This window comes from Nitrospira sp. BLG_1, from assembly GCF_047338595.1.
In the GTDB taxonomy this organism is placed as follows: Bacteria; Nitrospirota; Nitrospiria; order Nitrospirales; family Nitrospiraceae; genus Nitrospira_D.
The window spans coordinates 112226-134045 of the sequence record NZ_JBLFBO010000004.1; the positions used below are offsets into that span (position 1 = coordinate 112226).

Sequence of the window (21820 nt, forward strand, 5' to 3'; positions counted from 1 at the left end):
ATTATGGTTTTTCTATTGGTTTGCCGGTATTCAGTGCCCTTGTTGAGTCGTGAGTGGAATTTGTCTTGCGTGAGGAGCCTGTCCGGCATAACTGATTGATGGCATTGGTCGACAGAAGAGAGGAAGAAGAAGATGAGCGCGCTTAACAATCCAGTCATAGCACTTGTTGTTTCTCTTATTATTACCGTTGGTTATTTTGTGTTGGTTGACCACTACCTCATGGATATGCAGGGGCTGGACTTTTGGTATCTCTTCAAAAACTAAGCCCTCCTGAAGGTGTTGTCAGGTATTCTGAAAATCATACATTTAACGTAGGGTATTAAGGAGGTATTCCATGGGCCTTTTAGTCGGCAAGCGCATATTTTCGATCGTGGCGCTCTGCATGATGGTCGGCCTCCTTCTGCTTCCGGTCGTCGTGGCGCTGCCTTCACTGGCCATCGGTGAAGAGACTCATGCGGGCGATGCGGTAAAGAAGGACGGGGATAAAGTCGAAAAAGGTCGGGATGTCTATTATAAGACCGAGGGTATCGTGTCTGGTGCTCCCGCTCCTAAGACGACGGATGGTGTGAAGGACTATCCGAGGTATAACTTTGAGAGTCGCGTGTTGCTCTGGTTTGCGAACCAGCAGCATCTCTATTACGGCAGTTTTGTGTTGGCCGTGCCGATTTTCTGCATGATCATCGAGTTTATGGGAGTTGTGACGAAGGATAAAGCGCTCGCGAAGCGCTACGATCAATTGGCGTATGACTTTATTAAGATCAGTCTTACGGCCTACTCTCTCACTGCCATTTTGGGAGGTATTCTGATCTTTACCTTCCTGACTCTGTATCCGGCCTTCTTCTCATATTTGTCGGGCATCTTCCGTCCTGTCATGCACATCTATGCATTGATGTTTGTGGCGGAGAGCGGAACTCTCTACATCTACTACTATGGCTGGGACAAGATGAGAGAGGGGTTCTTGAAGTGGATCCATTTGAGCATGTCGGTGGTCTTGAACGTCATTGGAACATTGCTCATGTTCCTTGCCAACTCGTGGATCGGCTTCATGATGTCGCCCGCCGGGGTCGATGAGCAGGGCCGCTACCTCGGAAATATTTGGCATGTGATTCACACTGCACTGTGGAACCCGCTTAACCTACACCGAATCCTGGGTAATATGGCGTTCGGCGGTGGTGTGGTTGCGGCGTATGCTGCGTACAAGTTCTTGGCCTCAAAAACAGATGAAGACCGAGCTCACTACGACTGGATGGGCTATATCGCTATGGCATTGGGTGTGGCATTTCTGATTCCATTGCCATTTGCCGGATATTGGCTCATGCGCGAGGTCTATGCCTATCGTCAGCAGATGGGTATCACGCTGATGGGTGGTTTGCTTGCCTGGTTGTTTATTATTCAGGCCACCATGATCGGGATTCTGTTCTTAAGCACCAATTACTATCTCTGGCAGGCCATGGGGCGTATGCGCGGGGCAGAGAAATATCAACGATACATCAAGTACCTGGTCTTCCTGCTCGCCTGCGGCTACATGGTCTTCATTACTCCGCACACAATGGTGATGACTCCGGCGGAGCTGAAGGCCATGGGAGGTCAGCAGCACCCAGTGTTAGGTAACTATGGGGTTATGTCTGCGAAAAACGGAGGCATTAACGTCATCATTACAACTACGGTCTTGAGTTTCGTCTGGTATATGCGAGGCAATAAAGTCTCAACTGTATCCTGGGCGAAGTTCGGGAACATCTTTATGGGTGTGTTCTTCGGCTGCGCCTATTTCAATATTATTTTCCTCGCGGTGTACGGATATTATATTCCGGCAAACGTTCGGGTGGGTCTCTCTGTTCCTCAGGTGGCGACAACCCTGTCCTGTCTCTTCTTCATGTTTGCGCTGAACAGCTTTATGATGAAGGGGGCCAAGCAAATGGGGCCGATTGAGTGGGGGAAGATTTCCGCTCGCTCGCAATATGCTCTTATTATGTTGGCGACCGCGTTTACCTGGATGATGGGATTGATGGGCTATATTCGCTCATCGGTCCGGCTCTTCTGGCATGTCAATGAGATCATGCGCGACAATTCTCCTTGGGCTTATACCCATACGGTAGGATTTGCCGCCAATATGATTTCGGCCAATGTGTTGTTTTTCTGGATTACGATTCTCTTTGTTTTCTGGTTGGGTAGCTTAACGGCGAAAAAGGTTCCGGTTGAGTCCAAAGCCGGAATACCTGGTAGTGTTCCGCAGCCGGCGCCCAGTCATTAACCTGTGTCTTCTTTGATAGTCGGCTCAACGGACGGGTGGGGACATATCCTCGCCAGTGTTGTAGCTGTAGGAGGTCACGACCTTGGGTAATTTGATTGCAGAAGCACTGTCGATGGGTTGGATGGCCCTGGCCATCCTTGCGGGTCTGCTGGTTTATTTTCAGGTAAGCATCAGCGACCCTGCTGCGAAGAAGCGCGCAGTATTTAAGACGTTCATTGGGATTATCTCCTGCTTCCTCCTCTTTATGGCGATCGCCAACTATAAGACGAACTTCTATGGCGAAAGCCGGTTGCTTCCGGTCTCATTGGTGATGATCACGGTGACCACCTTTATTATGGCGCTGTACTTCACCAACCTTAGCGCCCTCTTAAAGATCGGTGGCATGATGTTCTTCGTGGCTGCGTTTCTATCCGGTTATGGGAACTGGCTTCCCCAAGTGGAAGGCGGTTTTCCCCCGGTGGAGGAGAAGGTTACGTGGGAAACCATGTCCACTCAGCAGCTCGCTGACAAGGGTGAGGAAATTATCTTTGGCGGCGTCGGAAAGAATAAGGAGCAAGGTGCAATCGGTAAGGGGCAATGCCCGCTTTGCCATGCCTTCCATGCTGGGATGCTCGGTGAGCGAGCGCCGAACTTGTTGGGCTTACCGACTCGCAAAGAGCGACTGGAAGACCCCAAGTATTCTAAGGGTAACCCGTCTAAGCGTGAGTATTCCGTCAAGGAAGCATTCCCTGGTTCGGGCACTGCTGAAACTGTGCAGGAATATATTGCAGAATCACACGCCTGTCCCAGTTGCTATGTCGTTGCCGGTTATGGGGTAAAGGGTACGAACGATAAAGAAAGCCCGATGCCGTCGATCCATAAGCCGCCGATATCTCTCAGTCTCGCAGAGCTTGCAGCGGTTGACACATGGATGTATGCCCGAGAGGGAGTCGAGCCTCCTTCATTCGATGAAATTGTGAAGTCGTATGAGAAGTTCGTTCCCGAGGCAGATCGACCCAAGCAGGCAGACGACAAGCCTGCAGGGGCCACCTCGCTGCTGGCGGATGGTTCAGAGCCAGTTGATCAAATTTTTGCCAAGGCTCAGTGTGTGTCATGCCATACCATCCCTGGTATTCCTGGTGCCATGGGGACAATTGGACCCAAGCTCGAAGAGGGGACAACGGCTCCGCAACGTATAAAGGATCCAGCCTACAAGGGCACGGCAAAGTCAGCTGCTGAATATATTATGGAGTCCATCGTTGATCCGAGCGCCTATGTTGTAAAACCATTCCCGGATAAGACCATGCCGGCTATCTTTGGTCAAAAATTGAGCGCTGGAGCATTGAAGAAAATCGTTGACTACTTGTCGCAAGTGAAAACCGGAGCGCCACCACCAAAGGTTTCTTAGGATCCGGTTATCTGTCATGCGGAGAGTAAAGGGAGTTTGCCGATGAAAGCATTGATGTCTCTTGGTGCCTTGATAGGGGTAGCGGGGCTGCTCCTATTGGGTGGAATGATATTTGATGTCGTTCCATCCACTACCGTGCGATTAGTCGAAGGGTATATGCCGATCCAGCTGTTGCTCGAAGTGGCATGCTATGTGATCGGTTTTACCGGGTTGAGCTATATGATGAATGCAATGGGAATGGCTCTCCCGAGGTTTTGGCAAGGGATCGGCTTCTGGATCTTTCTGATGGTCTATCTCAAATATCGCGTCTATCCGCCAATTCCTTTCAGCGTGCGCGCGATGTATGGAACGGTGGGACTTGTCACCGTGTTCATGTGGGTGTCTGCCAATGAAGAGGATTGGAAGAAGTTTAAGCAGCCGATCATGAACGTCCTTGATGCACAGACAGGAATAAACAGGCTGCTCAGATATGTGTACCTCGTGCTCATTCCAATTCTTATTGGGGGATTTTCCTTCAATGCAATGATGCCGAAGTCTGAAGAGCCTATCGAGCTTCGGACGGTTCATCCTGCGCCTCCTGCCAGTACGAAGGTGCACGGGAAGACGTATACGCTCCAGACTTCCCAGAACCCCTATCGGGTCAACCCGGAAGGGAAGTACGATCAAGAGTTTTCGAATGCCAATATTGTTGAGCAGGGAATGGGGCGTTTGATGAAGCCAAATGCCAATCCCTGGGATGAAAAAAACCAAGGTTATCTGAAGTACGTCAGGGAGGGTGGAGAGATTTTCTTCCAAAATTGCCATTTCTGCCACGGTGATAACCTGAATGGTCGAGGGCTTCACGCCTTTGCCTTCAATCCGATTCCAGCAAACTTTACCGATCCAGGTACGATCGCGCAGCTGCAAGAAACCTTTATCTTCTGGCGTGTGTCGAAGGGCGGTATCGGTTTGCCTAATGAAGGTTTTCCCTGGGCATCAGTCATGCCCCCATGGGAACAACACCTGACCGTGGATGAAATTTGGAAAGTCGTTTTGTTTGAATATTGGCACACCGGCTACTATCCACGGACTTGGGATTAGTCGCCATCTCTCTTGATAATGCCAAACCAAACATAATGAAGATTATGAGGCCAAACATGATGGACAGTATGACTCAGAAGGCCGGGATCATCGCGGCTGCAGCCTTCGGAGTGGTGTTAGTGTCTACTGCGGGATATTCGTCGGTTTCAGCGCAAGGACTTCCTGAGGGCTTCAAAAAGGGTGAGCTTGCAGCTGAACCTTCGGCGGAAATGATTGAAGCAGGGAAACGAGTTTATTTTACAAAGTGCGTATGGTGTCACGGGGTAGATGGAGCCGGTGACGGACCTGGTGCCGATCGTCTCTGGCCTCGCCCGCGCAACTTCAACCAGGGTACTTTTAAAATTCGCCATACGGCCAGCGGCGAGTTGCCGTTGTTTGATGCCAAGAAACCGATTCCGGGTCAAAACGATCTCTTCGAAACTGTGACGCACGGTCTCCCCGGTTCTGCGATGCCCCCGTGGGAAGGTATCTTGAGCGAGGAGCAGAGGCAGCAAGTCCTTTCTTTTGTGACTACCCAACTCGTCAAAGATCGGAAATTCACCGATAAGCAGTCCGAGTCTCAGACGGTGCTGCAGTTGGCTGATTTGAAGCCAAAGCCTGCTACCGACGAAAGTAAGAAGCGCGGTGGTGAGTTAATCGTCGAAAAAAAGTGCGTGGAATGTCATGGGATGGAAGGTCGGGGTGATGGAAACGCCTTCAACCTGAAGGACGACTGGGGCTTCTCCATTCAGCCGGCCAATTGGCATAAGTGCTGGAATTTCCGTGGCAGCCGTCAGGACCCGTACAATGTGAGCAATATTTTTCGAACCTTCTCAACAGGTATCAACGGGACACCGATGCCTTCATTTGCAGACAACACCAGCGTAGATGAACGCTGGGATATTGCCAATTTTGTCAACTCTCTCTGTGAGAGAGATCCGTTGGGTAACCCATTACCCATTGATCCTCTGACTGATAAACCAAAAATCAATTTCGTCATTCCATCAGATATGGTCGAAGGGGAAATCCCGACCGATCTTGAGCATGAAGCATGGAAAAAGGCTCCAAAGCGATATGTGGCGATGGGTGGACAGATTACCCACAAGCCGAGGAACTTTGTGAATCGGCTCGATGATATCTGGGTGCGATCGCTCTACAACGATAAGCACATTGTCTATCTGCTTGAGTGGGATGACCGGACGAAGAGCGTGGCAGAGGGGAAGCTCCCGTGGGCTCCTACGCAAGTCAATATCGATATCAAAGAACAGGATCCCAAGACCGGAGAAGAGGGATCCATCGCAGCTCAGCAGAATAATTATGCGGTCTACAATGATGCCATTGCCATTGAAACCGCCGTCAAGTGGAAAGAACTCCCGGCTCCGATCAAGCCGCGGTACTTGTTCGGCACGAACGAACAATTCCCTGTGGACATCGTGAAGTGGGAAGCAGATGGATCTCTTCGTGCCTTCAAAGGGACTGGCTGGGATAAGGACTTTGAAGAGCGTGATAATTACGAAGAGGCCATGAAGCTTCTGAAGGCGGAGTGGAAGAATGGCCGGTGGTACGTCATGATTCAGCGGCCAGTGGGAAATAAGAAGGATCAGGATTACGATGAGGATACCTTCTTTGAGGTGGGCCAGTATATCCCGACCGTCTTCTTTGCCTGGGATGGTCATAATGGTGATGCAGGCCGTAAGATGGCCGTGTCGGCCTTCTACTACACCTTCATGAATCCACCGGTTCCTCAGGAAACGTATATTTATCCGGTCGTGATTGCTGTCGGTGTGGTTCTCCTTGAGGGGTGGGTTCTGACCCGCCGTTCAAATAAGAAAAAAGGAAAGACGCTGTAGTTTCATTTGAAACTAGAGCTGAGGTTGTCAGCTTGAAGGGGGTGGGGTAACCCACCCCCTTTTTTATTTTGGACGGTGATGGATTCATGATCTCCGATGTCACAGGGATTCTTCTGGCAGGTGGAAAGAGTAGGCGGATGGGAGCTGATAAGCGATTTCTTACCGTGGGGGAGCAGACCCTCCTGGAAAGGAGTTGCAACATCCTTTCTCGGATTTTTGAGCGTGTCTGTATCGTTATTGCTCAGGATAGTCAGCCTCTCGAAACTCCTGTCCCGGTCCTTCGTGATCTGATTCCCTCGTGCGGAAGTCTCGGGGGGATGTATACCGGTCTACATCAGGCTGCGACGCCGTATATTTTTCTCTCTGCCTGTGACATGCCCTTTATCCATGCCGATCTCATACGGTATATGGTTGACGTAAAAGACGAGGTGGATATCGTTCTTGGCTATTGGAACGGTCGACCTCAACCGACTCATGCGGTCTACAGCCGAAACTGTCTGTCGGTTGTGGAGGCGCTCGTTCGTAGCGGTGATCTCAAGCTACAAAGGCTGCTTACAACTCCTGCACTCCGTGTGCGTCTGATCACGGAGGATGAGATTCGAAAAATTGACCCCGAGGGGCGATCGTTTCTGAATGTCAATACACCGTCCGATCTTGAGCTTGCTCGCTCCCTCTGCGCTGATCAAAGGGAAGACCGAGGCGGTGCTCCCTCAGAACGCGCATGACACGGTCGTTAGTCATTGTGCATCCGGGCGCTCTGGGAGATGTCTTGTTGGCCGTACCGGCGATCCGGCGACTCGGAGCTCGGTACGACGGGCGAGAGATTCTGCTGATTGCCCAGGGTTCTATCGGTCGATTGCTTGTCACGTGTGGCATCGTCAATCACTGGATGTCGTGGGACGGACCAGGTGGGGCCGGGCTCTTTTCAAGGGGCGCTCCACTACCGGGTGAGCTCAAGACGTGGTTGAATCGATGTGATGCTGCAGTTGCCTGGATGGATGACAACGAGGACGCGCTTCGCGCCACTTTCCGGGAATTCCATATTGGACAAGTATGGATCCAATCTCCATCCTCTCCTGTCTTACGCGCGAAGCATCAAAGCGATCGTTTTCTTGAAATAGTGGAAGAACCCGCCGGTGATGGGTTGTCAGAGAGATTTGTCCAAGTCTCTCCGGATATTGTGGAAACGGGAAGTGCCTGTCTTCAGCGTATCGGGATTCCGAGGGGACGGCCATTTGTGCTGGTGCATCCTGGAAGCGGCAGCGCGCACAAGTGTCTCCATCCAATTACCATTGCGGATGTCATTCAGGGGCTTGGTCAAAAGGGCCTGTTCCCGGTTGTCATCGAGGGACCGGCTGATCAGCATGCGGTTGAGCACCTACTGAAGGTCATCAGGCCAAGACCTCCAATTCTTCAAAATCTTGAACTCACGGCGCTTGCCGGAATTCTGGTTAAAGCGGGATTCTATCTCGGTCATGACTCGGGTGTGACCCATCTGGCTGCTCTCCTCGGTGTCCGCACTGTTGCCGTCTTTGGACCAACCGACCCAGCTCGGTGGAGACCTCTTGGGGATCACGTGACGATTGTGCAAGGGCCATCCTGTCTCTGTCCATCATGGGATGATGTGCGAGAATGTCATGAAAAGCCTTGTTTGGGTGTGCCGACGGATCAGATTTTCACATCGCTCGAAGCGGCTGGATTAACATAGTATTGGCCGGAACCCCTCGGAATTCAAAGTAAACCGCCTTGTCTCTCGCTATCTCATAATGCTAGAGTGCTCCGTTGATTTCCGTGTGTTAGTCACGGCTGAGGGAATTATTTTGTCGCCAGGTATCGTGCAAGGAAAGGTCGCCACCGCTCTGCTCACGGCTCTCAATGGGGCAAAGCAAAAGGGGCAGCTACGGACGGCGGTCTGGCCGACGCTGAGTTTGGATGCCCCCAAGCGACCGGAATGGGGAGACCTGGCCTCAACCGTGGCGATGTCTCTGGCGGCTTCTGAGCAGAAGGCGCCTCATGATATTGCGCAGATCATTGTAGACAACCTCCCTGAGCGAGACCGATTGTTTGATCGTGTGGAAATCATGAGGCCGGGGTTTTTGAATCTCACCGTCAAGCCGGCTCTTTGGCAGGAAGTTGTTCGAGAGATCGCGGTGCAGGGCCAGTCATATGGCCGAACGGATATTGGGGCTGGACGTCGAGTGTTGGTTGAGTATGTGAGCGCCAATCCGACTGGTCCGTTGCATGTCGGCCACGGTAGAGGAGCTGCGGTTGGACAGGCCGTCGTCCGGTTATTGAATGCGATCGGGTACGATGCCGTGGGCGAGTATTATATCAACGACGCCGGACGACAAATGAAATTGCTGGGCGCATCCGTCTATGCTCGGTACCAAGAATTGTCCGGACGGACCATCGCATTTCCCGAAGACGGCTATCATGGTTCGTACATTACAGCGGTGGCCCAGCAGATCAAGGCCCAGCTCGACAGTGTTGCTGAAAAGCTGAATCCTGCCGATCTTGAAGCTCGCTGTCGGTCGCTTGCGTATGAAATGCTGCTGGGACTTATCCGTGAGGACCTTCGGTCGTTCGGCATCGAGATCCAATCCTGGTTCAGCGAAGCGTCCCTTCTGGAATCCAAAGCCATTGAACAGGCTTTGGATGAATTGAAAGCCAGGGAGCTCCTGTTCCACCAAGAGGGTGCATGGTGGTTTCGGGCGTCCCTGTACGGCGATGAAAAGGACCGTGTTGTCAAGAAACAGGATGGTGAGTATACGTACCTGGCCTCCGATATCGCCTACCATCATGACAAGCTGCGGCGTGGCTATGATCTCCTGATCAATGTGTTCGGTGCCGACCACCACGGGTATGTTCCACGCATGCAGGCCGTCATGCAGGCCTACGGACATCCCAAAGATCGTCTCCAGGTCGTATTGGTTCAGCTGGTGAAGCTGCTCCGGGACGGCGTCGAAGTGAAGATGTCCAAGCGGACCGGTGAGTTCATCACCATGCGGGAAGTGATTGATGAGGTTGGGGCTGATGCGGCGAAGTTTTATTTTCTCATGCGGGATTCCAAAACTCACTTGGAGTTTGATTTGGAGTTGGCCAAGCAGCGTTCCAGCGACAACCCGGTGTACTATGTGCAGTACGCTCATGCAAGAATTTGCAGCCTCTGGCGTGTCGCCTCTGAACGAGGCATTGTCCGTCCATCGGCGAGTGACGTGGATCTCACGGTACTTACGGATCCGGACGAGTTGGGCTTGATCAAGAAGGTGGCTGCGTATCCCGAGGTGCTTCAGGCAAGCGCGCTGGCTTTTGAGCCGCACCGGGTGACGTATTACCTTCAGCAGTTGGCGGCGCTCCTGCACACATTCTATAACAAGCACCGGATTCTCCCTCCGGCTGGTGGGCCAGATGCTGATGAATCGGTGGCGACTGAAGTGCTCACACCCAGCCGCACAGCTGCACGGCTGGTCTTGATGGCAGCGGTCCAGCAGGTGATTCACAATGGGCTAGACGTGTTGGGGCTGTCGGCTCCTGAACAGATGTAGTTCACCACCCTCCACGAACGATGATGCAATACCACATTCACCACCCCGACCCACATAGCAACGGTCGCATCGGTCAGTTGACGACAGACCATGCCACGATTGAGACTCCGGCGTTCATGCCGGTAGGATCCCTGGGGCCGGTGAAGGGGCTTGAACCGAAGGATCTGCAGGAGTTAGGGTTTGGCTTGATGCTCAATAATGCGTACCATCTGTACCTGCGTCCTGGGCACAAGATTATCGCAGAGATGGGCGGGCTCCATGCCTTTACCGGCTGGTCCGGGGCCATCCTCACGGACAGCGGAGGATTTCAGATCTTCAGTTTGGCGAAATTGTGCGCGATCACGGATGATGGCGTCACATTTCAATCGCATATCGACGGTTCGACGCATGTCATCACACCGGAGAAGGCGATCGAGATTGAGGAGGCGTTAGGGGCCGACATTATTATGGTGCTTGATCAGTGCGTGGCGCTTCCTGCAGACCGAGAGGTTGTGCAGGAGGGAGTGCGCCGGACCAAGCTCTGGGCAGAGCGCTGTCAAGCGGCGCGTCGTCGGACGGACCAGGCGTTGTTCGGGATCGTTCAGGGTGGATTGGAGGCTGACGTACGCGTCACATCGGCCCGGGATCTGGTGACGTTGGGGTTCGAGGGCTACGCCATCGGTGGATTGTCCGTCGGTGAGAGTAAGGCGGATATGTGCAAGATGCTCGATGTCACGGTTCCGGAGTTGCCGGAGTCGAAACCTCGATACCTGATGGGTGTGGGACTTCCGGAAGACTTAGTCGAGGGCGTTGCTCGAGGGGTCGATCTCTTTGACTGCGTCGTTCCGTCGCGCCACGGGAGAACGGGGTCGCTCTTTACCAGGTCAGGGCGGGTTGTGATTAAGCAGGCGAAATACGCGGATGATGAACGGCCGATTGATCCCGATTGTGGGTGCCCGGTGTGTGCCCGGTATTCTCGGGCGTATCTGCATCACCTCTTCATGGTCAAAGAGATGTTGGGGGCTCGACTCAACACGATCCACAATCTTTGGTATTTTTCCGAGTTGATGCGTGGTGTTCGAGCAGCCATGCGGGAGAAGAGGTTCCCGGCCTTCCGCGAGGCCTTTTATCGTCAGCGTGATCAATCGAGCGCAAGAGAGTGTTCAGGGGAAGGTGAGTCGAACTCTCACCGAGAATGCGAAAATAGTTATCAGACATAGAAGGGAAGATGTGCGATGTTGATGGAATCACTAGCATGGGCGGAAGGAACAGGCGGAGGCGGGGCAGCTGCGGGTGGCGGAGCAGGAGGGATTCTGTCGTTGATTCCCTTTCTGCTCATCTTCGTGATTTTTTACTTTCTCCTCATTCGGCCGCAGCAACAGAAGCAAAAACAGCAACAGGCGTTGTTGGACGCCGTCAAAAAGGGCGACAAGGTGGTGACCACCTCAGGCATTTGGGGAACCATCACCAATCTTGGGAAAGATACCGTCACGCTGCAAATCGCCGACAATACCAAGATCAAGATGCAGCGGGAGAATATTTCCCGACTGCGTACGGAAGATGAAGATAAAGATAAAGAATAGCGCTGCGTTGGCCAAACAGGATAAGGGGTTGGGGGCGAGATGAAAAAAGTAGGTGGGCGCTTATGGTTGTTGGCACTGGTGTTGGTGGGATCGTTCGTCTCATTTCTTCCTTCCTACCCGCCGCTCTATCAAACCATGCCGAGCTGGTTGAAGGCGGTTCTGCCGAATAAGGGCATTACCTTGGGGTTGGATCTGCAGGGCGGCATCCATATGGTACTGGAGGTGGATGAGGATCGTGCCGTGGAAATCGCGGTGGATCGATCGGTCACGGCGTTGCAAGACCTCCTGACGGAGAAGAAGATCGTCGTCGACTCGGTCAAGCGGGTCGGACATGAACAAATTACAATTCAAGTCCCAAATGTCGAGGCCAAGGCGTCCACCCAAAAGCTGGTCGATAGCTTTCCGAGCTTCGTCGAAAACGAATCGGCGGAATCGGCAGCGACGGTTGTATGGGTGTTGCGCGAGGCGGAGACCAAGCGCATCAAGGATTCGGCGATCAATCAAGCATTGGAAACGATTCGAAACCGAATCGATCAATTCGGGGTCGCGGAACCGATCGTACAGCGGCAGGGCTTGAAGCAGATCGTCGTCCAGCTCCCGGGCGTCAAGGATCCCAAGCGCGCCAAGGATTTGATCAAGGAAACCGCATTGCTCGAATTCAAAATGTTGGATGAAGACATCCGGCTGGACTTGCCGGGGCATGTGACGAAGGACAAAGAGGCTGAGGTGCTGCAGCAGTTTGAGAGCAAGCTGCCTGAAGGCGATCAGATCTTGTTCGAGCGGGTGGTTGACAAGGACACGGGGGTTGAATTTCGCGCCCCCTACGTGGTCAAGAAACGCGTGATGTTGACCGGCGATGTCCTGAGCGATGCGCGGGTGGCCATCGGCCAATTCAACGATCCGTACGTGTCGATCACCTTCGATTCCAAGGGTGGGCAAGAGTTCGAGCGCATCACCGCGGAACATGTCAAAAAGCGCATGGCCGTGGTGTTGGATAACACCATCTATTCCGCGCCGGTCATCCAAGAACGGATTGCCGGAGGGCGCGCGCAAATTACGGGGACGTTCACCACCCAGGAGGCCAACGATCTGGCCATCGTGTTGAGGGCCGGCGCCCTCCCGGCACCGTTGAAGATCGTTCAAGATCTGACGGTGGGTCCGTCGTTGGGGCAGGACTCTATCGATAAGGGAGTCAGGGCGACCTTGATTGCTGGGGTCATGGTCGTCGTGTTCATGATTGTATATTACCGTCTGTCCGGGCTCATTGCAGATTTTGCGTTAGCCTTGAATCTCATCTGTCTGATGGGGGCGTTGTCCGCCTTAACGGCGACGTTGACTCTTCCGGGGATCGCCGGCATCGTGTTGACGATTGGGATGGGGGTCGACTCGAATGTCCTGATCTTTGAGCGTATTCGGGAAGAGCTTCGAAGTGGGAAGGCGGTGCGGTCGGCCATCGATGCGGGGTACGACAAGGCCTTGCTCACCATTATCGACTCACACGTCACGACCTTGATTACGGGGGTGGCGTTGTTTCTCTTTGGGACCGGGCCGATCAAGGGATTTGCCGTGACGCTGTGCTTAGGTATCGCGATCAATCTCTTTACGGCGTTGGTCGGGACGAAAGTGATTTTTGATCTCTTATATCAGAAGCAGAAGGTTGAAGCGCTGAGCATTTAACCATGATGCCATCGATACTGACTGCTCAAGGTGAGACTCAGGGCTATCAAAAGGGAGCGCGCATGTTAGAGATTCTAGGAAAAACCAACATTGACTTCATGGGTAAGCGCCAGTTTGCCTTTCTCTTTTCTGGCATCATGGTGCTGCTTGGGCTGATCGCGCTCGTGCAGATTGCGAGAGGGGCGGCCAATCTGGGGATCGACTTCGCCGGAGGAACCGCGGTTCAGCTGAAGTTCGACCAACCGGTCCGGATCGACGAAGCTCGAAAGGTTCTGGAGACGAACGGGCTCGGTGATGCGGAATTGCAGGAGTTCGGGCAGGACAATAAGCTGCTCATTCGAGTGAAGACCTCCACGACGATTGAGGAAAAAGTTGCGGAACGTGTGGTGGCGATCTTCTCCAAGGATTTCCCCAACAATAAGTTTGTGGTCGACTCCACCACCGAGATCGGTCCGACCATCGGCAAGAAACTTCAAGAAGATGCGCTCGTGGCCATCGTCATCTCATTTGTGGGCATTATTCTGTACATTGCGGCTCGATTTGAGCTGCGTTTTGGAGTCGCAGCGGCACTGGCGACCTTTCACGATGTGCTGGCCGTCGTCGGCGTCTTTTATATCTTGGATAAAGAAATCACGCTGCTGATCGTGACGGCACTCTTGACGCTGGCAGGGTATTCGCTGACCGACACGGTGGTCGTCTTTGACCGGATCAGGGAAAACCTGAAGCAGCGTCGCCGTGAGAGCGAGGAAGCGACGATCAACAGCGCGATCAATCAGGTCTTAAACCGGACCATCGTGACCAGCTTGACGGTTGTGCTGGTCCTGATTCCATTAACCCTGGCGGGCGGAGAAGTCCTCCATGATTTTTCGCTGGCTCTGCTAGGGGGTGTGATTGTCGGGACCTTCTCATCGGTATTTGTGGCCAGCCCTCTCTTATTGTTGTGGCCCGGAACGCAGGGCCGACTCTTGAAACGCAATTGATCGAATGGTGGAATAGAACGGCGTCGCTCGTGAAGCGTCGTTCGTTCTGGAGTAGAGTCACTGGTTCAACGTTTCAGGTTTCACGTCGTCGGAAAATAACTCCGAGAACGTGAAACTGGAAACTTGCAACCTCTGAATCAGAACGCTTCACGAGATACGCTTCACCTTTCACAGGTTTCCGCATCCTTAGCGGATCATCCATATGACGATCTGGAGCCGGCCATATAGTCTCCAGCAGAAAATCATCGGCGCGATCGTCATGGTCGGCCTCCTCCCACTTGCCCTCCTGCTTGTCCTGATCTATGCGGAAGAACGACGAGTGCTGCGCGAGACGACGGGTGCGGATTTCAAGGAAATTGCCGTGGAAGCCGCTCGTCGGATCGAGATGCAGATCACGCGAGGGATGAGCGAAGCCCAGCAGCTTGCGACCACGCCATTTCTCCGCACGGCCGTCGTTGAGGCGAACCGGACCTATGAAGGTAAGGATGCGCGCGGCATTTCTGAGATCATCAAGGAGTGGCAGCAGCGATGGAGGCAGCGGGCGAAGCGAAGCGAGTTCCCACTGTTCGTCAATCGGATCGTGACCAACTACTTGATTCAGTGGCACGAGATTCGAAAGTCGGACTACATCGGCATCTTGGTGACCGATGGGCAGGGTGCGTTGGTCGTCAGCTCCATTCCGCAAGTCGAATACTTCTACGGGAAAACGGCCTGGTGGCAAGCGGTCGTCAAGAACGGCAGTCGACGACCCTATGTGAGTGAGATCACCTTTGATCCCTCCTTTGGCACGCATGTAGTGGCTGTCGCGACCCCAATTCTGGATGATCACCGGCAGATGGTGATCGGAGCCGTCACAATCCTGTTACGACGCGATACGCTCTTTCAATCGATCGCGGAGAAATCCTTTGGTGCAACGGGACATGCCATGTTGGTGGCCACTGATGGTGGAGTCGTTATTTGTCCGATCCTCGCGCCGGAAGCCCATTCGATCGATACCGAGTTTCTTGACACCATAGCCACTGCGAAACCAGGGTGGGTCATCGCGGCTGACGATTGGCACGGCAACAAGGATGCACTGATCGGGATAGCACCGGTGCGGTTTACCGATCTTCTTGAACCGGAGAGCCTGGGCGGAAAGCGCTGGATGACGATTGTCCGCCAGGATCCAGCCGAAACATTCGCTCCGCTGGGCGAATTGATCGCCAAAGTACTCGTGTTTGGTGTCGTGGTGTCGTTGGGGCTCGGCGGAATCGGAGTTCTCGTCGCTCGCCGGATTGCAAAACCGGTTCGTCTGCTGCACGACGGAGTTCAGCAGATCGGAAGCGGTCGGTTGGACCAGCGGGTGGAGCTGAAGACCGGCGATGAAATCGAAGGGCTTGCGCGGGCGTTCAATCAGATGGCCACCAATCTTCAATTGTCTTTTGGGCAATTGGAACAGCGCATCGCCGAGATCAGACAGCTGGAGGAAAAATATCGAGACTTGATCGAGCATGCACCTGAAATGATTTGCCAATTGGATCGAGGAGGGCGACTGGTTCATGTCAATAAGACAGGCCTCGACAAACTCGGATATAGCCGTCAAGAGATGTTGACCATGAAATTGTGGGAACTGGTGCCCCAAGGACAGGAAGGCCAGGTGTTGCACTATCTCGAACAGCTGGTGTGTCGGGGGCAGAGTTCAATCGAGACGGTATTACTGACGAAAGACGGCCGCCGGATCGAAGTCGAAATTCATGCAACGGCGCTGTTCGACCACGAGCGGGGTGGGTTGGTGCATTCTCGCGCCTTTGTGCGTGATGTGACGGAGCGACGCCGATTGGAGCAGGAGTTGCAGCGGTATACCGTGGGATTGGAACAGGTCGTGTCGGAGCGCACCAGGCAGTTGACGGTCTCGCAAGCTCGCTACAAGGCGCTCTTCGATGTGGTGGCGGATTCCGTGTTTATGGTCGACGTGACGGGAGAGGTCGTCGCGGTGAATGAACGGGAGTCCCAGGTCCTAGGGTATGCGGAATCGGAGATTGTCGGGAAGCCTATTCGCGACGTCTTGCTTCCGGAATATCAGGGAATGTTCGAAGGCTGGCTGGCCGATGTCTGTACTGAGCAGCGGCAGGTCGCGACCCAGGAGATTGCCGTGCGCCATGCCGACGGCCATGAGGTTCCTGTGGAAATGGACCTGATTCGAGTCGGTGGAACCGACCCGCTTCTCGTCATGGTTCAGCTGCGGGACATCACCGTTCGGAAGAAGCTCGAGCGCCAGCTCCAATCCTATCGTGAAGATCTCGAACTCAAAGTCAGCGAGCGAACGCGAGAAATCGAGGAGACGAAGCAATATCTGGAGAATCTGCTTGAAAACGCGAATGATGTCATCTATACGCTCGATCTGGATCAACAGTTCACCTATGTCAACAGCAAGGTCAATGCATGGGGCTATCGCAAGGATGACCTGATCGGCCGTCCCTATCTTTCGCTCCTGTCACGGCGCCATCGTGGGCGCCGGCTGAAGAGCACGTTGGATATCGGTGCCAAACAGGTGTACGAGGTTGAAATTGTGACTCGTCTGGGCGAGCTGCGCACCGTGATGGTCAGTGTCTCGCCGTTGCAAGGGGTGGACGGTCATATTTTGGGAGTCCTCGGTATCGCGCGTGACATGACGGAGACCAAGAAGCTGGAGCGACAGATTCAAAATGCGGAAAAACTGGCGTCGATCGGCAAACTTGCGGCCGGCGTGGCGCATGAGATCAACAATCCGCTGGGTGGGATCCTGAACTGTCTCTACAACCTTCGAAAAGGGACACCATCGCTGGCGCGCCAGGAGGAGTATTGGACGTCGATGGAGCATGGTGTCCGGCGTGTGCAAAAAATCGTCCGGCAATTGCTCGATTTTTCGCAACAGCACGAGCCGGCGTTCAGCCAGGCCGATATCAACCGAGTCGTCGATCAGGTGCTGACGCTGACGACCCATCTGTTTGCGCCCAGTGGAATTCGCCTGGAGATCATACAGGGACAGAGCCTTCCGCCTGTCATGGTCGACCGGCACATGATCGAACAGGTGCTGATGAATCTGATCCTCAATGCCGTGCAAGCGATGAAACAGGGCGGCGTCCTGACCATCCGGACTTCCGTGTCGGAAGGCGTCTGCCGTGTGGACGTGCAAGATTCCGGGGCCGGGATTCCGGCCTCGGTACTCCCGCGTATCTTCGACCCCTTCTTCACGACCAAGAGCGAAGGAGAGGGGACAGGGCTGGGTCTCTCCGTGAGTCTTGGTATCGTCGAGCGCCATGGAGGAAAAATTTCGGTGGAGAGCGAGGTCGGGACGGGTAGTACCTTCATCTTGTATTTGCCTGTGTCGCGAGAGCGTATCTTGGCGGAGAAGGATGTATGAAAGGTTTGGCTGTTCTGCTGGTCGATGATGAACCGCTGATGCGCCTGTCGATGCTGGATGCGCTGGAGGCAGTCGGGTGCGACGTGCAGGCTGCGGCGACCGGCATGGAAGGGATCGAGGCTATTGAAAAACGCGCCTTTGATCTCGTCATCACCGATCTGCGGTTGCCGGGCGCCGATGGGCTCACGGTACTCAAGACGGCCAAGGAGAAGGCCGCTCAAACGGAAGTGCTCATGATTACCGCCCATGGGTCTGTGGAAACCGCCGTTGGCGCCATGAAGCTGGGGGCCTTCGATTACATTACGAAACCGTTTCAGATGGATGAATTGCTGCTCATCATTGAGCGGATCGGCGGGGTGATCGCCCTACGGCGAGAAAATCAGGACCTCAAACATCAACTCGAAGACAAGTTTTGCTTTCACGGTATCTTGGGAGCCAACAGCCAGATGCGGGCGGTCTTGGACAAGATCAAGATGGTGGCGGAAACCGATTCCACGGTCCTCATTGTCGGGGAAAGCGGCACGGGGAAAGAATTGGTGGCCAATGCCCTCCATCAGAACAGTCTGCGCAAGGGATCGCCCTTGATTAAGGTCAGCTGCGCGGCCTTGCCCGAGACGTTGCTGGAGGCGGAGCTCTTTGGGCATGAGAAAGGCGCGTTTACCGGCGCCTTACGCCAGCGACGTGGGCGGTTTGAAATGGCCAACCGGGGGACACTCTTTCTTGATGAAATCGGAGAAATCTCTCCTGTCGTACAAGTGAAACTCTTGCGTGTGTTGCAAGAGCGAGTCTTTGAGCGGGTCGGCAGCAACGAGCCGATTGAGGTCGATGTTCGGCTGGTCTGTGCCACCCAAAAAGACTTGCGCAAGGAAGTCGCGCAGGGGCGGTTTCGGGAAGATCTTTTTTACCGGCTCAACGTCGTGCCGATCCTCGTGCCACCGCTTCGGCAACGGCAAGAAGATATCATGGTGATTGCTCAGTATGTATTGGAAACCTGTTCGCTGAAACTCAATAAGCAGCTGCGCCGATTTTCCCAGCCGGCACGAGAGTTGTTGCTGCGGTATTCGTATCCGGGGAATGTGCGAGAATTGCAGAATCTCGTGGAGCGGGCCGTCGCCTTGTGCCGAGATCAGACGACGGTTCAACCAAGCGACCTCTGTGGATTTCAGTCCTGTCCGTATCAGGGAGGTGCTCCGCAAGAAGCCTGTGGCTTCTGCAGTGAAGGGTTGACCGGGGGAAGCAGAAAACAGGTCGCCTCCATGACCTCGTTGGCCACGGCTCGAGAGGGATTTGAGAAAGACTATATCGTGTCTGTGTTGGAGCGAGTCGACGGGAGCCGCACGACCGCCTCGAAGATTCTGGGATTGTCCCGAAAGGCCTTGTGGGAAAAGTGTAAGCGCTATGGGATTCCATCGGCGTACAGCGAAGGAGAAGATGAGACCTAGCGATTGGTCTCCTGCCGGTTGGGCGCCTTCTAACGCAAGGCAGCGGACAAAAAAGAGTCATTGTGTGAGTCACTCATTCATGAAGGGAGTAGCGTGATGAATGTTCGATCTCAGGCCATTGTGATTGTCTTAGGAGGGCTTCTGTTCTCAGGGATTGCCGTAGCTGCGGAACCGGCGGACGTTGAGAAATTCGTCAACTCCCGCATTGAGATCGGCGAGATGATGACGAGCTATTTTCAGGGTGGAGCGGGGTATGGCGGCGGACAGCGGCCGTCTCCTGAGCAGATGAACAAGATGCGTGACGATCTCAATACAAAACTGACTGCGGTACTGGCTAAGCATGATCTGACGCTTGACGAATATCGGAAACGGAGCCCTGAAGTCTTTGCGGATGATGCAGCGGTCAAACAGTACCTGAGCGAGCATCCTGATCTCAAACAGCGCTACGACGCGCTGCCGCTCGACCGGATGGGGCGTGGGGGAAGTGCGGGACGCGGGTATTAGCAGGATGTTGAAAAAGTCCGCCAGCGTTGTTCTCGCATCGCTTAGAGGCTCAACGTACGGCTCAGAGTACGCTTCGCCTCTGCGCTCGCTGCGGCCGCGCTGGACGGTCTTTTTGAACATCCTGTCGGCTGTTCCGGTACTGCCTGATGCAGCCTGGTCCTGTGATGCCAGAACGGGTTTCAACGGCTTGCTAAAGTCGATGGGAGCTTTTAGTACGATGAGTCGGTATCCGTTCTCTCGAAAGAGTCCTCTCTCTACCTGCTCCTGAAGAAGATTGGTTACATATGGAATACCGCCATCTCGGTCGCTCGGGGCTCAAAGTCAGCCGGCTCTGCCTTGGCACGATGAATTTCGGGCCACAGACAAGTGAGCAGGACAGCTTCGCCGTCATGGATCGAGCGCTAGATCTCGGTATCAACTTTTTTGACACCGCCGACGTGTATGGCTGGAAACTGGGCGAAGGCTGGACCGAGCAGATCATTGGACGGTGGTTGTCGCAGGGTGGAGGTCGTCGAGACAAGGTGGTGCTTGCCACCAAGGTATTCGGTCGCATGGGGGAGTGGCCGAACCAGTCTCGCCTTTCGGCCCGCCATATCAAACAGGCTTGTGAAGCGAGTCTGCGCCGGCTTCACACAGACTGGATCGATCTGTATCAGATGCATCATGTCGATCGGGAGACACCCTGGGAGGAAGTCTGGCAGGCGATGGAGCAGTTAGTCAGAGAAGGCAAGGTGGTCTATGTGGGCAGCAGCAACTTTGCCGGGTGGCATCTCGCTCAGGCACAGGAGGCCGCGCGTAGTCGACATTTTCTAGGCTTGGTGTCGGAACAAAGTCTGTACAACCTCACTGAGCGCACGATCGAGTTGGAGGTCATTCCCGCTTGTGAGGCCTATGGGATCGGTCTGATTCCCTGGAGTCCGCTGGGGCGGGGGCTCTTAGCCGGAGTTCTCCAACCAGCCGACAGCGGGCGCCGTGCGGACGAAGAGCTGAAGAAGGAGATCGCGAAGTCGCGAACAAAATTGGAAGCCTATGAAGCCCTCTGCAAACGGATCGATGAACGCCCGGCTGATGTTGCATTAGCCTGGTTGCTGCATCAAAAAGCCGTCACAGCACCGATTATTGGGCCACGCACGATGGAACAACTCGATGGAGCGATGCGAGCACTGAGTCTCACACTGAGTCAGGAAACTATGAAGCAGCTGGACGATCTGTTTCCCGGTCCAGGTGGTACCGCACCGGAAGCCTATGCCTGGTAAATGCTTGATGTTCGGGGTCAGATTGATTCGAGAGTTTCGATCGAGGAACGGCAAGATTGACCATCCGCAAGGGCTGCTATCGGCCAAGTGCGGGAGTTCGACGCCGAGATCGCATCGCCATAAAGCGGTCCTCAGCCGTGTTGCATTAACGACTGTCTTCACCAGCTGGAGAAAGCAAGCGAAGCGCCGCTTGCTGACTGTCCGCTGCAGCGACCGGTTAGGTTGCAGGCATGCGCCCAAGGTTAGCCTACTACTTGCTGTATAAGCCAATCGCCTCCGAAACATACTTCATGTGTTGATACCTCTTCTCTATGTTATCGTGGATCTTCGGCATGACCACAGGAGCCGTTTCCTCGAGGCTATCTAGCGTCGTTCTTATGGTCGCAACCTCGTCTTTGGTGAGTACTGTCCCCTGCTTTTGTCGAACTATTGACTCCTCAAGCAGTCGGATTGACGACTTGTACTTAACGGCCGCGTTCCGATGTTTGTCCGACCGACCACCAAAGTCCATAAATGTCTGCAGTGCGGCTAGCACGGCAGCAAGAATGCTCAGCAGCCCCACCCATAGTGGCGGCACCTCCTTAGAGGACAGCGCGGCGAACACTGACGTTCCGACGACGGTGGAAACAATGAGAGATGGAATTCCCAATGCATATTGCCCCTTTGCGTACCTGCGGGCGGCTTCGTCATGTCTGTCCCGGGCCTTGTGGGAATGAATGAGCCAACCGGTAAGAAGCTCATCTGTCCCAGGAGGGGTAAACACCCGCTTTTCGTTGACCATGAGAAGTCCCCTTGTTGATTGCAACCTAACAATGTTTAGGCCGATCCGCATGAGGGCCGGATCTGCCATTTTCTGTCCGTACAAGACGCCACTGTGGTTCGTGAAGAATACGCCATGCCCAGTGTCGTTTCAATGAGTTGCGAC

16 protein-coding genes are annotated in these 21820 nt (G+C 54.1%); 15 read left to right on the forward strand and 1 reads right to left on the reverse strand.

Features of this window, described 5'->3' with window-relative positions; all coding sequences use genetic code 11:
• The first annotated feature begins 334 nt into the window (after positions 1-334).
• The 15 genes from ACMTNU_RS05965 (at position 335) to ACMTNU_RS06035 (ending at position 20895) form a co-directional block, all read left to right on the forward strand.
• Entirely contained in the window at positions 335-2251 is a 1917-nt protein-coding gene (locus tag ACMTNU_RS05965) for a cytochrome ubiquinol oxidase subunit I (RefSeq protein ID WP_413934313.1), read from the forward strand.
• Positions 2252-2333: 82 nt separating this feature from the next.
• Entirely contained in the window at positions 2334-3638 is a 1305-nt protein-coding gene (locus ACMTNU_RS05970) for a c-type cytochrome (RefSeq protein ID WP_413934314.1), read from the forward strand.
• A gap of 42 nt (positions 3639-3680) precedes the next feature.
• Complete coding sequence (locus tag ACMTNU_RS05975) at positions 3681-4718, forward strand: c-type cytochrome (RefSeq protein ID WP_413934315.1); 1038 nt, start codon at positions 3681-3683, stop codon at positions 4716-4718.
• A gap of 56 nt (positions 4719-4774) precedes the next feature.
• Positions 4775-6547 (forward strand): c-type cytochrome, encoded by a 1773-nt coding sequence (locus ACMTNU_RS05980; RefSeq protein WP_413934316.1) that lies wholly within the window; start codon positions 4775-4777, stop codon positions 6545-6547.
• Positions 6548-6633: 86 nt separating this feature from the next.
• Complete coding sequence (locus ACMTNU_RS05985) at positions 6634-7272, forward strand: molybdenum cofactor guanylyltransferase (protein WP_413934317.1); 639 nt, start codon at positions 6634-6636, stop codon at positions 7270-7272.
• Positions 7269-8255, forward strand: coding sequence for a glycosyltransferase family 9 protein (locus ACMTNU_RS05990; protein WP_413934318.1), 987 nt, complete (start codon positions 7269-7271; stop codon positions 8253-8255). The genes ACMTNU_RS05985 and ACMTNU_RS05990 overlap by 4 nt, the downstream gene beginning before the upstream one ends.
• 85 nt (positions 8256-8340) lie before the next feature.
• Positions 8341-10092, forward strand: coding sequence for an arginine--tRNA ligase (argS, locus tag ACMTNU_RS05995; protein WP_413934319.1), 1752 nt, complete (start codon positions 8341-8343; stop codon positions 10090-10092).
• Between the two features lie 20 nt (positions 10093-10112).
• Complete coding sequence (tgt, locus tag ACMTNU_RS06000; RefSeq protein ID WP_413934320.1) at positions 10113-11291, forward strand: tRNA guanosine(34) transglycosylase Tgt; 1179 nt, start codon at positions 10113-10115, stop codon at positions 11289-11291.
• Positions 11292-11306: 15 nt separating this feature from the next.
• A complete protein-coding gene (gene yajC, locus ACMTNU_RS06005) occupies positions 11307-11654 on the forward strand; it encodes a preprotein translocase subunit YajC (protein WP_413934321.1) in 348 nt (115 codons plus the stop codon).
• Between the two features lie 39 nt (positions 11655-11693).
• Positions 11694-13331, forward strand: coding sequence for a protein translocase subunit SecD (gene secD, locus ACMTNU_RS06010; protein WP_413934322.1), 1638 nt, complete (start codon positions 11694-11696; stop codon positions 13329-13331).
• Positions 13332-13393: 62 nt separating this feature from the next.
• Entirely contained in the window at positions 13394-14311 is a 918-nt protein-coding gene (secF, locus tag ACMTNU_RS06015) for a protein translocase subunit SecF (protein ID WP_413934323.1), read from the forward strand.
• A 202-nt stretch (positions 14312-14513) separates the two neighbouring features.
• The gene (locus tag ACMTNU_RS06020) at positions 14514-17693 is read left to right on the forward strand and encodes a PAS domain S-box protein (protein ID WP_413934324.1); all 3180 of its coding nucleotides are present in this window, start codon (positions 14514-14516) and stop codon (positions 17691-17693) included.
• Positions 17690-19135, forward strand: a complete 1446-nt coding sequence (locus ACMTNU_RS06025; protein WP_413934325.1) for a sigma-54-dependent transcriptional regulator — start codon at positions 17690-17692, stop codon at positions 19133-19135. Before ACMTNU_RS06020 ends, ACMTNU_RS06025 begins: the two co-directional genes overlap by 4 nt.
• A 96-nt stretch (positions 19136-19231) precedes the next feature.
• A complete protein-coding gene (locus ACMTNU_RS06030) occupies positions 19232-19639 on the forward strand; it encodes a hypothetical protein (protein WP_413934326.1) in 408 nt (135 codons plus the stop codon).
• Between the two features lie 284 nt (positions 19640-19923).
• On the forward strand, positions 19924-20895 hold the full coding sequence (locus ACMTNU_RS06035) for an aldo/keto reductase (protein WP_413934327.1): 972 nt from the start codon (positions 19924-19926) through the stop codon (positions 20893-20895).
• Positions 20896-21145: 250 nt separating this feature from the next.
• Here the strand turns inward: ACMTNU_RS06035 and ACMTNU_RS06040 are convergent, their stop codons facing one another.
• Positions 21146-21745 (reverse strand): SLATT domain-containing protein, encoded by a 600-nt coding sequence (locus tag ACMTNU_RS06040; protein ID WP_413934328.1) that lies wholly within the window; start codon positions 21743-21745, stop codon positions 21146-21148.
• Positions 21746-21820: the final 75 nt, after the last annotated feature.